At 75.9% G+C, this 13,284-nt stretch carries 10 protein-coding genes; 2 read left to right on the top strand and 8 right to left on the bottom strand.

What is annotated here, in order from left to right:
* Positions 1-38: 38 nt before the first annotated feature.
* The 7 genes from K353_RS13115 to K353_RS13085 all read right to left on the bottom strand — a co-directional run bounded on the left by K353_RS13115 (position 39) and on the right by K353_RS13085 (position 9,497).
* Positions 39-2,639: an ATP-binding protein gene (locus tag K353_RS13115; protein ID WP_111553767.1), complete on the bottom strand. Its 2,601-nt coding sequence runs from the start codon at positions 2,637-2,639 to the stop codon at positions 39-41.
* A 194-nt stretch (positions 2,640-2,833) separates the two neighbouring features.
* Complete coding sequence (gene kdpC / locus K353_RS13110; RefSeq protein ID WP_111553766.1) at positions 2,834-3,442, bottom strand: potassium-transporting ATPase subunit KdpC; 609 nt, start codon at positions 3,440-3,442, stop codon at positions 2,834-2,836.
* A 14-nt stretch (positions 3,443-3,456) separates the two neighbouring features.
* Entirely contained in the window at positions 3,457-5,544 is a 2,088-nt protein-coding gene (gene kdpB, locus K353_RS13105) for a potassium-transporting ATPase subunit KdpB (protein ID WP_111553765.1), read from the bottom strand.
* Entirely contained in the window at positions 5,544-7,205 is a 1,662-nt protein-coding gene (gene kdpA, locus K353_RS13100) for a potassium-transporting ATPase subunit KdpA (protein ID WP_111553764.1), read from the bottom strand. Before kdpA ends, kdpB begins: the two co-directional genes overlap by 1 nt.
* Before the next feature lies 1 nt (position 7,206).
* Positions 7,207-7,296 carry a K(+)-transporting ATPase subunit F gene (gene kdpF, locus K353_RS34315; RefSeq protein ID WP_014136735.1) on the bottom strand — a complete coding sequence of 30 codons (90 nt, stop codon included), beginning with the start codon at positions 7,294-7,296 and terminating at the stop codon, positions 7,207-7,209.
* A 301-nt stretch (positions 7,297-7,597) separates the two neighbouring features.
* The gene (locus K353_RS13090) at positions 7,598-8,440 is read right to left on the bottom strand and encodes an NAD-dependent protein deacetylase (protein ID WP_111553762.1); all 843 of its coding nucleotides are present in this window, start codon (positions 8,438-8,440) and stop codon (positions 7,598-7,600) included.
* Positions 8,441-8,921: 481 nt separating this feature from the next.
* Complete coding sequence (locus K353_RS13085) at positions 8,922-9,497, bottom strand: universal stress protein (protein WP_111553761.1); 576 nt, start codon at positions 9,495-9,497, stop codon at positions 8,922-8,924.
* Positions 9,498-9,743: 246 nt separating this feature from the next.
* Here K353_RS13085 and K353_RS13080 point away from each other — a divergent pair, with 246 nt between their 5' ends.
* Complete coding sequence (locus tag K353_RS13080; protein WP_111553760.1) at positions 9,744-10,259, top strand: universal stress protein; 516 nt, start codon at positions 9,744-9,746, stop codon at positions 10,257-10,259.
* Between the two features lie 52 nt (positions 10,260-10,311).
* Positions 10,312-11,550 carry an amidohydrolase gene (locus tag K353_RS13075; protein ID WP_370447596.1) on the top strand — a complete coding sequence of 413 codons (1,239 nt, stop codon included), beginning with the start codon at positions 10,312-10,314 and terminating at the stop codon, positions 11,548-11,550.
* 204 nt (positions 11,551-11,754) lie between these two features.
* On the opposite strand, the gene K353_RS13070 is transcribed toward K353_RS13075, so the two are convergent.
* Positions 11,755-13,260 (bottom strand): APC family permease, encoded by a 1,506-nt coding sequence (locus K353_RS13070; RefSeq protein WP_111553758.1) that lies wholly within the window; start codon positions 13,258-13,260, stop codon positions 11,755-11,757.
* Positions 13,261-13,284 lie beyond the last annotated feature (24 nt).

Here is a 13,284-nt window from a genome sequence, read left to right as displayed (position 1 = left end):
CGCGGGCAAGCGCGCCGCGGCCCGCTCCCGCCACCGGGTCAGCGGGCCGCGGGGAGGGTGAGCAGCACGGTGGTGCCGCCGCCCGGGGTGTCCTCCAGGTCGAGGGTGCCGCCCATCGCCTCGGTGAGACCCCGGGAGAGGGCCAGGCCGAGGCCGGTTCCGGTGGTGTTGTCGGTGTCGCCCAGGCGCTGGAAGGGCAGGAAGACCCGGTCGCGGTCGGCCGGGGGGATGCCGGGGCCGCGGTCGACCACCCGGATCTCGACCTGGTCGGCGTGGCTGGAGGCGGCGACCAGGACGGGGACGCCCGGCGGGGTGTGGCGCAGGGCGTTGGCGATCACGTTGCCGAGGACGCGGGCGAGCAGCGGCGGGTCGGCGAGGACCGGCGGGACGCCCTCGATGGCGGCGGTGACCGGGGTGGCGGTGACCGGGGCGGCGGCGCCGGGTTCGGCGAGCGCGTCGAGGGCGGCGGGCAGGACCTCGTCCAGGCGGGTGGGGCGCAGGTGCGCGGTGAGGGCGCCGGCCCGGAGGCGGCTGAGGTCGAGCAGGTCGTCGACCAGGCGGGCGAGCCGGTGCAGGGACTCGTCGGCGAGGTCGAGCAGTTCGGCCCGGTCCGCCGCCGAGAAGTCGACGTCGGGGCTGCGCAGCGAGCCGACCGAGGCGAGGGCGGCGGCCAGCGGGGTGCGCAGGTCGTGGCCGACGGCGGTGAGCAGGGCGGTGCGCATCCGGTCGGCGGCGCGGATCGGTTCGAGCTCGGCGGCGGCGGTGGCCAGCCGGTCGCGTTCGAGGGCGGCGGCGAGGTGGGCGCCGAACGCGGCGAGGACGCGCTGGTCGGTGTCGGGCAGCCGGCGCCCGGTGAGGACCAGTACGGCGTCCGCGCCGACGCCGAACTCGGTGGCCTCCGCGGCGGTGCCGGGAGCCGCGGCGTCGGGAACCGCGACGGTGCCGGGAACCGCGGTGCCGTCGGCCGCGGCGTCGTCGGTCGCGGCGTCGTCGGCGCGGGCGAGGACCTCGCCGGTGGCGCGGTCGAGCAGGGCGGCGGAGTCCAGGCCGAACGAGGTGCGGGCGCGTTCCAGCAGGTCGGGGACGGCGTCGGTGCCGCGCAGCACGGAGCCGGCCAGGGTGGAGAGCGTCTCGGCCTCGGCGGTGGCGCGGGCCGCCCGGGCGGTCTGCCGTCCGGCGTGGTCGACCACGGTGGAGACGCAGAGCGCGACGGCGGCGAACACGGCGAGGGCGATGAGGTTGTTGGCCTCGCCGATGGTGAAGGTGTGCACCGGCGGGATGAAGTAGTAGTTCAGCAGCAGCGCGGCGGTCAGCGAGGCCAGCAGCGCGGAGAGCGCGCCGCCGAGCAGCGCGACGGCCACCACGCCGAGTTGGAGGGCCAGTGCGTCGGTGGTGAGGTTCAGCGCGGTGTGCGCCCGGGCGAGTCCGGCGGTCAGCAGGGCGGGCACGGCGAGCCCGGCGGCGTACCCGGTGAGGGTGCGGCGGCGGGAGTGGCGGCGGCCCAGCGCGGGCAGTCGGCCGCGGCCGGTGAAGGCGTGGGGGACGAGGTGCACGTCGATGCCGGCGGAGCGGGCGACGGTGGTCTCGCCGATGCCGGGGCCGGTGAGGAAGCGGGCGGTCCGGCCGCGCCGGCTGGTGCCGAGGACGAGCTGGGTGGCGTCCCGGGCCCGGGCGAAGGCCAGCAGCGCCGCGGGGATGTCGTCGCCGACCACCACGTGGTAGCTGCCGCCGAGGGACTCCACCAGCTGCCGCTGCTCGGCGAGCCGGGCCGGGGAGGCGCCGGCCAGGCCGTCGCTGCGGGTGACGTGCACGGCGAGCAGGCCGCCGCCCGCGGCCCGGTCCGCGATCCGGGCGGCGCGGCGGATCAGGGTGACGCCCTCGGGGCCGCCGGTGAGCGCGGCCACGACCCGTTCGCGGGTCTCCCAGACCCGGTCGATGCGGTGGGCGGCGCGGTAGTCGCGCAGTCCCTCGTCGACCCGGTCGGCCAGCCAGAGCAGGGCGAGTTCGCGCAGCGCGGTCAGGTTGCCGACCCGGAAGTAGTGGGCGAGCGCCGCGTCGACCTGCTCGGCCCGGTACACGTTGCCGTGGGCGAGGCGGCGGCGCAGGGCCTGCGGGGCCATGTCGACCAGTTCGATCTGGTCGGCGCGGCGCACCACCGCGTCGGGGACGGTCTCGCGCTGCGGGACGCCGGTGATCTGCTGGACGACGTCGTTGAGCGACTCCAGGTGCTGGATGTTGACGGTGGTGACCACGTCGATGCCCGCCGCGAGCAGGTCCTCGACGTCCTGCCAGCGCTTGGCGTGCCGCCCGCCGGGGACGTTGGTGTGGGCGAGTTCGTCGACCAGGGCGAGTTCGGGGCGGCGGGCCAGCAGCGCGTCCAGGTCGAGTTCGGCGAACTCGGCGCCGCGGTGGCGACGCACGGCGGGCGGGAGCCGTTCCAGGCCGTCGAGCAGGCGGGCGGTGCGCGGGCGGTCGTGGGTGTCCAGCCAGCCGACCACCACGTCGGTGCCGCGCTCCCGGCGGCGGTGCGCCTCGTCCAGCATCCGGTAGGTCTTGCCGACGCCGGGGGCGGCGCCGAGGTAGACCCGCAGCCGGCCGCGCCGGCGGCCCTCGGGGTGCGGCCCGGGGTCAGCGGTCATGGCGGCTCCTCTCGGCGGCGGGGGTCGGTGCCGGGTCGACGGATCGGCGGGGGGCGACGGGTCGGCGGGGGTCGGTGGCGATCAGCGAGGGTCGGTGGCGGTCAGCCGGGGACGCGGCAGTCAGCCGGGGACGCGGCGGGTCGGCCCGGACGGGGGAGCGTCCGGGCCGACCGGTACGGGTGACTGACGAGCCGTCACTTGAGGTCGGCGACCGCCTGGTTGAGCCGGAGGACGTTGACGCCGGGCTGGCCGAGGAAGCCGAGCGAGCGGCCGTCGGTGCACGCGCCGATCAGCTTCCGCAGGGTGTCGGCGGGGATGCCGCGGGCGGCGGCGACCCGGTCGACCTGCTCCCGGGCGTAGGCGACCGAGATGTGCGGGTCGAGCCCGGAGCCGGAGGCGGTCAGCGCGTCCGGCGGGACGCTCGCCGGGTCGACGCCGTCGAAGGCGGCGACGGCGGCCCGGCGTTCCTCGACGGCCTTCAGCAGGTCGGCGCTGTTCGGGCCGAGGTTGGACGCGCCGGAGGCGGCCGGGTCGTAGCCGCCGGCGGACGGGCGGGGCTGGAACCACTTCGGGTCCGGCCGGGCCGGGTCGTCCTCGCCGGTCTTCGGCAGGTCGAAGGACTGGCCGAGCAGGCTGGAGCCGACCGGCCTGCCGTCGGACTCGACGATCGAGCCGTCGGCCTTGGCGGGGAAGGCGATTCGGCTGACGCCGGTGACCAGCAGGGGGTAGGCGAGGCCGAGGATCACGGTCATCACCAGCAGCATCCGCAGCGCGGTGAGGTGGGTGCGCACGATGGTGGGCATGGGACGGGCCTCTCTCAGCTCAGGCCGGGGATGAACCGGACGATCAGGTCGATCGCCTTGATGCCGACGAAGGGGACGATCAGGCCGCCGATCCCGTAGATCCCGATGTTCCGGGACAGCAGCGAACTCGCGCCGCTGGGGCGGTACTTGACGCCGCGCAGGGCGAGCGGGATCAGGCCGACGATGACCAGGGCGTTGAAGACGACCGCCGAGGTGATCGCGGACTGCGGGCTGTGCAGGCCCATGACGTTGAGGTGGCTCAGGCCCGGGTAGACCCCGGCGAACATCGCCGGGATGATCGCGAAGTACTTGGCCACGTCGTTGGCGATCGAGAAGGTCGTCAACGCGCCCCGGGTGATCAGCAGTTGCTTGCCGATCTCGACGATCTCGATCAGCTTGGTGGGGTTGGAGTCGAGGTCCACCATGTTGCCGGCCTCCTTGGCCGCCATGGTGCCGGTGTTCATCGCCACGCCGACGTCGGCCTGGGCGAGCGCCGGGGCGTCGTTGGTGCCGTCGCCGGTCATCGCGACCAGCTTGCCGCCCTCCTGCTCCGTGCGGATCAGGGCCAGCTTGTCCTCGGGCGTGGCCTCGGCGAGGAAGTCGTCCACGCCCGCCTCCTCGGCGATGGCCCGGGCGGTCAGCGGGTTGTCGCCGGTGATCATCACGGTCCTGATGCCCATCCGGCGGAGCTCCTCGAAGCGCTCCCGCATGCCCTCCTTGACCACGTCCTTGAGGTGGATCACGCCGAGCACCCGGGCGGGGGCGGCCCCGAGCCTGGCGGCGACGACGAGCGGGGTGCCGCCGGCCGAGGCGATCGCGTCGACCAGCGCGGAGACCTCGGCGCCGACGCCGCCGCCGTTCTCGCGCACCCAGTGGGACACCGCGCCCGCCGCGCCCTTGCGGACCTGGTGGACGCCGTCGGCCTCGGCCAGGTCGACGCCCGACATCCGGGTCCGCGCGGTGAACGGCACCCAGGTGGCGTGCGTCAACTCGCCCTGGGCGCGGGCCCGCAGGCCGTGCGCCGTCTTGGCGAGCACCACGATCGAGCGGCCCTCCGGGGTCTCGTCGGCGAGCGAGGAGAGCTGGGCGGCGTCCGCCAGTTCCTCGGCCGTCACGCCGGACGCGGGCCGGAACTCGGCGGCCTGCCGGTTGCCGAGCGTGATGGTGCCGGTCTTGTCCAGCAGCAGCGTGTTGACGTCGCCCGCGGCCTCCACGGCCCGGCCGGACATCGCCAGCACGTTGCGCTGCACCAGGCGGTCCATGCCCGCGATGCCGATCGCCGAGAGCAGCGCGCCGATGGTGGTCGGGATCAGCGCCACGATCAGCGCCACCAGCACGATGGTCGGCTGCGGGGCCCCGGCGTAGGCGGCCATCGGCTGGAGGGTGACCACCGCGATCAGGAAGACGACGGTCAGCGAGGCCAGCAGGATGTTCAGCGCGATCTCGTTCGGCGTCTTCTGCCGGGACGCGCCCTCCACCAGGGCGATCATCCGGTCGATGAAGGTCTTGCCCGGCTCGGCGGAGATCCGCACCACGATCCGGTCGGACAGCACCCGGGTGCCGCCGGTCACCGCGCTGCGGTCGCCGCCGGACTCCCGGATCACCGGCGCGGACTCGCCGGTGATCGCCGACTCGTCCACGGACGCGACGCCCTCCACCACGTCGCCGTCGCCCGGGATGACCTGCCCGGCTTCGACCACCACGTGGTCGCCCAACTTCAGTGCGGTGCCCGGGACCTCCTCCTCCGTCCGGGCGGCGGGCCAGTCGGCGAGCCGGCGCGCCACGGTGCCGGACTTGGCGCGGCGCAGCGTGTCGGCCTGCGCCTTGCCGCGGCCCTCGGCGACCGCCTCCGCCAGGTTGGCGAAGACCGTGGTCAGCCAGAGCCAGCCGGTGATCGCCCAGCCGAAGACGGACGGGTCGGCGATCGCGGCGACGGTGGTGACCACCGAGCCGACCTCGACCACGAACATCACCGGGTTCTTCACCATCACCCGGGGGTCGAGCTTGCGCACCGCGTCGGGCAGCGCGGCGAGCAGCTGTTTCGGATCGAGCAGGCCGGCCGCGGCCCGGTGCGGGGCGGGTTCAACAGTGCTGGTGGACATCAGTGGAGACCTTCTGCGATCGGCCCGAGGGCCAGGGCCGGGAAGTAGGTGAGGCCGACGACGATCAGGATCACGCCCGCCAGCAGGCCGACGAACAGCGGCCGGTGCGTGGGCAGCGTGCCCGCACCCGCCGGGACGGGCCGCTGCCGGGCCAGCGAGCCGGCCAGCGCGAGGACGAACACCACCGGCAGGAACCGGCCGAACACCATCGCCAGGCCCAGCGCCGTGTCGTACCAGGTGGTGTTCACCGTGATGCCGGCGAACGCCGAACCGTTGTTGTTCGCGGCCGAGGTGAACGCGTACAGCACCTCGGAGAAGCCGTGCGCGCCGTCGTTCAGCATCCCGGCCCGCTCGCCGGGCAGCGCGATCGCGGTGCCCGCGCCGATCAGCACGATCGCCGGGGTGGTGAGGATGTACAGCGAGGCGAACTTCATCTCCCGGCCGCCGAGCTTCTTGCCCAGGTACTCGGGGGTCCGGCCGACCATCAGGCCCGCCACGAACACCGCCACGATCGCCAGCACCAGCATCCCGTACAGGCCGGAGCCGGTGCCGCCGGGCGCGATCTCGCCGAGCATCATGTTGAAGACGGTCAGCCCGCCGCCGAGCGGCGTGAACGAGTCGTGGAAGGAGTTGACCGCGCCGGTCGAGGTGAGCGTGGTGGACGCCGCGAACAGGCCGGAGGCCGCGATGCCGAACCGCTGCTCCTTGCCCTCCATCGCCGCGCCGGCCGCCTGCAGCGCGCTGCCGGAGTGCTGGTGCTCGAAGAAGGTGACCAGGGCCGCCGAGGCCACCCAGAACAGCGCCATCACGGAGACGATCGCGTAGCCCTGGCGGTGGTCGCCGACCATGGTGCCGAAGGTGCGCGGCAGCGCGAAGGCGATCACCAGCAGCAGGAACACCTCGACCAGGTTGGTGAAGCCGGTCGGGTTCTCGAACGGGTGCGCCGAGTTGGCGTTGTAGAAGCCGCCGCCGTTGGTGCCCAGCAGCTTGATGACCTCCTGCGAGGCCACTGGCCCGCCGGGGATCGGCTGCGAGCCGCCGGTGAGGGTGGTCACCTCGTGGAAGCCGTGGAGGTTCTGCACCACGCCGCCGGCCACCAGCACCAGCGCGAAGAGGACCGCGAGCGGCAGCAGCAGCCGCAGCGAGATCCGGGTCAGGTCGACCCAGAAGTTGCCGACCCGGTCGGTGCGGTGGCGGGTGAAGCCGCGGATCAGCGCGGCCACCACCGCGATGCCGACCGCCGCCGAGACGAAGTTCTGCACCGCCAGCCCGGCCATCTGCACCAGGTGGCCCATCGCGGCCTCGCCGCTGTACGACTGCCAGTTGGTGTTGGTGGTGAAGGAGACGGCGGTGTTCCACGCCTGGTGCGCGTCCATCTCGGGCACGCCCAGGCTCAGCAGCAGGTGCGTCTGGAGCCGGATCAGCCCGTACAGGAACAGCACCGACAGCACCGAGAACGCCAGCACCGAGCGCAGGTACACCGGCCAGCGCTGGTCGGCGTCGGCGTCGACGCCGACCACCCGGTACAGCGCCTTCTCGGCTCTCAGGTGGCGGGCGGAGGTCAGCAGCCCGGCGATGTAGTCGCCGAGCGGGCGGTAGCACAGGGCCAGCGCGCCGACCAGGGCGATGGCCTGGAGCCACCCGGCAGGAGTGGGGCCCATGTCAGAACTTCTCCGGGTGGATCAGCGCGAGGACGAGGTACCCGACCAGCGCGGCGGCGACGAGGAGACCCGCTATGTGCTCGGCGCTCACAGCTTCTCCACCCCCCGGGCGATCAGGGCGATGACGGCGAACACGGCGGCCGTGACACCGACGTAGAGCAGGTCTGACATGGCATCCACCAGGGTGGCTCGGAACGGTGGCCGGCGCGTTCGCCGACACCCCGAGCCAAGCAGCGGAACCGGCCGTCCCCGCCGTTCCTGACGCGCCCCATACGGCCGCCCGGGCCGCCTTGACGCCGCCTTGACGGCTCCGACCACCCCTGACGCCGTCTTGCCGGCTCCCGGCGCCACCCGCGCTCCGCGTCCGGCGCCCCGCGCCCCGGCGGCTACCGCTACTCCGCGAAGGGCGCGGCCAGCTCGGTGAGGGCCGCGCCGAGCGGGCGGTCGATCCGGATGTCGGCGAGGTCGTCGCCGCGGGTGGTGCCGCGGGTGACGATGGCCACCGGCTTGCCGGTCTTGGCGGCGTGCCGGACGAAGCGCAGGCCGGAGAGCACCGCCAGCGAGGAGCCGAGGACCAGCAGGGCGCGGCCCTCGTCGACCAGGCGGTAGCAGTGCTCGACCCGGTCCTTGGGGACGCTCTCGCCGAAGAACACCACGTCCGGCTTGAGCACGCCGCCGCAGGCGGTGCAGGGCGCGACGGCGAACGAGGCGACCAGGCCGTCCGGCAGTTCGACGTCGCCGTCCGGGTTGATCCGCGAACCGGCTTCCCGGAAGGCCGGGTTGAGCGCGGCGAGGCGCTCGTCGAGGGCGGTGCGGGCGGTGACGGCGCCGCAGTCGAGGCAGACCACGCGGTCGAGGCCGCCGTGCAGTTCGACGGCGTCGGCGGTGCCCGCGGCGCGGTGCAGGCCGTCCACGTTCTGGGTGATCACGGCCGAGACCCGGCCGGTGTCGCGCAGCCGGGCCACCGCGAGGTGCCCGGCGTTCGGGCGGGCCCGGGCGATCACCGCCCGGCCGGCGTGGCTGCGCGCCCAGTAGCGGCGCCGGGCCGGCTCCCCCGCGACGAACTCCTGGTACGTCATCGGTGCCCGGTTCCGGCGGACGCCGTCCGGCCCGCGGTAGTCCGGGATGCCGGACTCGGTGGACAGCCCGGCCCCGCTCAGCACCACCACGCCGCCGCCGGCCAGCAGCCGGCCCAGCGCGGGAAGCCCGTCCTCGTGCACGCTCATGCCGTCCATTGTGGAACGCCCGCGCCGGAACCGGCGGAGACCGGCGCAGACCGGGGGCGGAACCCGGCGGCCCAGGCAGTACCCCCACGCACCGCCCGGGCCGCCCCGGGTGCGGACGCCCGGGCCCCCACAGCCCGAACTTCCGCTGTCTCCTTTGTACTTCGATCCACCGCCCGGACAGAAGAAGCGCACGGATCTTTCTCGGGAGCGCTTCCACGACCCGCTCGCGCCCCCGCGCGTTCCCGCCCCCCGGACCGGGCGCGGCCCGGACGGTGCCCCCACGCACCGTCCGGGCCCCGCCCGCCCCCCGTTCGCGGCGGCCGGGCCCCCACGGCTCCGGCCGCCGCCGCTCGTCGCCCCGCAGCGCTCACGCGGCCCGGCGGGAACGCCGGAGCCGGCGGTCGGCAGCCGCTCGGCCAGGCCCGGTCCGGCCGGTCTTGCCGGGCGCCCGACGCCGCGCGCCGATCCGACAAGACCGACCGGACCGGGCCTAGTGCCGCGTCAGGCCACCTTCGCCCCGCCGCCGCCCCGCAGCGCCCGCGCGCGCGTCCGCGCCGACCAGCCCGCGCAGTTCGGCGTTCACCCGCCGTCGGCTCAACCCGTCCAGCGCCAGGGCGAGTTCGGGCCTGGGCACCACCAGCACCGGACAGCGGGCCTTCCGCACGCAGCGGGCCGGGAGGGGGCCGCGCAGGCCGCGGTGCCACCAGGGGCCGGCCGGACCGAGCACCAGCAGGTCGCCGGGCCGGTCCGCGGCGGCGAGCAGGACGGCGGCGGGTTCGCCGCGCACCGTCCGCGCGGTGAGCGGCACCCCGGGGCCGGCCCCGCCGAACGCCTCCGCCAGCGCCGCGGCCAGGTTCTCCTCGGCGGCGGCCCGGGCGGCGGACAGCAGCGGCGGGCAGGGCGAGCGCCGGTGTCCGAACTCGCCGCCGGGCGGTTCCCAGGCGTGCAGCACCAGCAGGTGCGCGTCCGGCCCGGCCCGCCGGGTCTCGGCGACGGCGCGGTGCAGCGCGGCGAGGCTGCCGAGCGACCCGCTGACTCCGACCACGATGCGCGCCGGCTGTGCCATCCCGTCCTCCGTTCCCTTCCGGCCCGTCGTCCCGTCCGGTCCGCCGCGGCCGTTCCGCCGGGTGCGCGGGCCCGGCCTTCCGGTCGCCGGGCCCGCGTCCCGGTACCAGCAGACCCGGGCGGACGGGCTGCGGGCCGCGCCTTGACACCTCCCTGACGTCCACCGCCGGTTTCCCGACGCCGCCTTGACGCCCGGCCGCCCCGTCCGGGCGTTCACTGGAGGGAGGACGAGGAGGAGGCGGCGGTCATGGCGCAGTGGCGGGAACCGCGGGTGGTGGTCGGCGTGGACGGTTCGCCGGGCAGTCTGGCCGCGCTGCGGCGGGCGGTGCCGGAGGCGGCGGCCCGGGGCGCGGTGCTGGTGCCGCTGCTGGCCGGGCGCCCGCCGGACGACGCGGCGGCCCGGCGGCTGCTGGACGCGGCGCTGCGGCAGGCGGCCGGGGGCTGGCCGGACGGGGTGGTGGTCCGTCCGGTGGTGGCGTCCGGCCCGGCGGGTGCCGCGCTGGTGGCGGAGGTCGGCGGCCCGGGCGACCTGCTGCTGCTCGGCGCGGACGGCCGCCACCACCGCCCCCACCGCCGCCACGGCCTGCCGCACCTGCGCGGCACCCGTACCGCCCACCACTGCCGGGCCCACGCGCCCTGCCCGGTGCTGACCGTCCCCGCCGACCGCCCGTCCGCGCCGACCCCGCTGCCCGCACCACCCCGGTCCGGCGCCCCGGGCCCCGGTCCGGACCCCGGCCGGCGGGCCGTCGTTCGGGCAGCATGAATCGCCAACTCGCCTACAGCACAAGCAAGTTGACTGCCCGCCCGGAAGCGGTTTGATTGGTGCCGGACAGAGCCCTCAGCACCACCCCGGGAGCGCCACCATGCACGTCACGCTGTTCCGCCAGGTCCGCCCGTTCGGCGGCCCGGTCACCGACCTGGTCGCCGTGGACGGCGTCCTGGCGGCCGGGCCGCCCGCGGGTGCCCGCCCGGTGGTGGTGGAGGGCGGCGGCCGGATCGCGCTGCCGACCCTGGTCGACGCCCACCTGCACCCGGACAAGACCGGCTGGGGCGAGCCCTGGTACAGCCGCCGCCCGGCGCACGGCCTGCCGGAGTACGTGGCCGGTGACGTCGAGCTGGCCGCGCACCAGCGGTCCCCGGTCGGCGTGCGCGCGCACCGCCTGCTCGCCCACGCGGTGACCCGCGGCACCCGCGCCGTGCGCGCGCACGTGGACGTCGCCCCCGCGTACGGCCTGGCCGGGGCGACCGGCCTGCGCGAGGCCGCCGAGCGGCTGGCCGGGAAGCTGGACGTGCAGTCGGTGGCGTTCCCGCAGCACGGCGTGGTGCGCGCCCCGGGCACGGCGGAGCTGCTGACCGCCGCGGCCCGCGAGGGCCTGGTGGACGCGGTCGGCGGCATCGACCCGGCCGGGTTCGACGGCGGCGGCGCGGACGGCCGCGAGCAGTTCGACCTGCTGTTCGGCCTGGCCGAGCGGTACGGCGTGCTGCTGGACGTGCACCTGCACGACCTCGGCGCGACCGGCCTGGGCCCGCTGCGCGCGCTCGCCGCCCGGACGGTCGCCGCCGGGCTCCGCGGCCGGGTGACGGCCAGCCACGCGTTCTGCCTGGCCGAGCTGTCCGCCGCCGAACTCGACCGCACCGCCGACCTGTTGGCGGACGCCGGGATCGCGCTGACCACGGTCGCCCCGTCCGCGCACCAGGTGCTGCCGTTCCGCGCGCTGCGCTCGCGCGGGGTGCGGGTCGGCCTCGGCTCGGACGGCGTCCGGGACTCCTGGAGCCCGTACGGCAACGCCGACATGCTGCACCGGACGCACCTGCTGGGCTGGACCACCGACGCCCGCACCGACCGGGAGCTGACCGACTGCCTGGAGCTGGCCGCGCACGGCGGCGCCGAGCTGCTGGGCCTGCCCAGGGCCGACCTGGCGCCCGGCTCCCCCGCCGACTTCCTGCTGGTGGACGGCGAGTGCGTCCCGCAGGTGGTGGTCGACCTGCCGCCGCGCGAGCTGGTGGTGAAGGCCGGCCGGGTGGTCGCCGAGCACAGCGCGCTGGTCGCCTGAGGCCCGCCGCGACGGCGGTGGCCGCCCGCCCGAGGCCACCACCGCCCCGCCCGGGGCCACCACCGTCCCGCTCGGAGCCACCGCCGGGGCCGGGGCCACCGCCGGGGCCGGAGCCGCCACCGGGACCGCCACCGGGGCCGGAGCACGCCGCGGCGGCGGTGGCCGCCCCCGCGCCGGGGCCGCCACCGCCGTCCGCGGGCCCGCTCAGCCGCGTTCGACGTCGACCTCGGTCAGCCGGGCGAACCGCTCCGGGTCGGTGCGCCGGATCCGCCGGGCGACCAGCCAGCCGGCCGCCGCGACCGCCGGCAGCGGCACCAGCAGCAGCCAGTTGACCAGCCCGGTGCGCCCGGTCAGCAGGTCGAAGTTGAACAGCGCGAGCATGCTGAGCACGGCCAGCCCGCCCGCCGCCAGCAGCGGCGCCCAGACCACCCGGAACGCGGACATCCCGCGCCGGTCGGTGCGGAAGAACGCGAACACCGCGACCGCCGCCAGCGCCTGCATCACCATGATCCCGAGCACGCCGACGCTGTTCGACCAGAGCAGCACCACCAGGTACGGGTCGACCGCGAGCACCGCGCCCAGCCCGATCACCAGCGCGTTGAACACCGACTGCACCAGCACCGCCGTCCCCGGCGAGCCGGTCCGCGGCGAGACCCGCCCGAGCGGGCGCGGCAGCAGGCCCTCCCGGCCCAGCGCGTACAGGTAGCGGGCGGCGGCGTTGTGGAAGGCCAGCGCGGAGGCGAACGCCGAGACGATGATCAGCACGTGCATGGTGTCCGACAGCCAGAGGCCGACGAAGCGCTCGGCGGCCCGGAAGGTCAGGTCGGGGCCGCCGTCCGCGCGGGCCCGGGCGACCGCGTCGTCGGTGCCGTACGCGCCCATCACGATCCAGGTGCCCAGGGCGTAGAACACCGCCAGGAAGCCGATCGCGATGAACGTGGCGCGCGGCACGGTGCGGGCCGGGTCGCGGGCCTCCTCAGCGTAGATCGCGGTCGCCTCGAAGCCGGTGAAGGCACCGATCACCAGCACGAACATGCCCGCCACCCCGGCCTGGGTGAGCAGCGACGGGTCGAAGGAGACCGGGTCGAGCGCGGCCGTCCCCCGGTCGGCCAGCACCCCGCCCTCCATCAGCAGCAGCGACAGCACCTCCAGCACCAGCGCCACGCCCAGCACCTTCGCCGACAGCGTGACCTTCAGCCAGCCGAGCACGCCGACCACCAGCACGCACGCCCCGGACAGCAGCCACCACGGCACGTGCGCGCCGGTCCGCTGCTCGATGTGCCCGGCCGCGAAGTAGCCGAACGCGGCGGCCACGCCCGGGGTGATCAGGTTGTAGCTGACCACCGCCACGTAGGCGGTGACCACGCCGAGGGTGCGCCCCAGCCCGCGCGCCACGTACGCGTAGAACGCGCCCGCGTTGCGCACGTACCGGCTCATCGCGGTGAACCCGGCGGCGAACAGCACCAGCAGCGCGCCCGAGATCAGGTACGCGGCCGGCGCGGACGCCCCGCCCACCCCGATCGCGAACGGGGCGATCCCGGCCAGCACGGTCAGCGGCGCGGCGGCGGCGACCACGAAGAACACCAGGTCGGTGGTGCCGATCAGGCCCTTGGCCAGCCGGCCGGACGGGTCGGGCGAGCCGGAGGAGCCGGGCGGTCCGGGCGGCTCGGCCGGGGCGGACGCCCGGGCGGCGGAGGAGCTGAGGGTCATGGCGGGGGTTCCTTCCGGGGTGCT

The sequence above is a fragment of the Kitasatospora sp. SolWspMP-SS2h genome (assembly GCF_003259315.1).
GTDB lineage: Bacteria > Actinomycetota > Actinomycetes > Streptomycetales > Streptomycetaceae > Kitasatospora > Kitasatospora fiedleri.
Note: the sequence above shows the minus strand (reverse complement) of the source record. Positions and strands in the feature narration are given on the sequence as shown.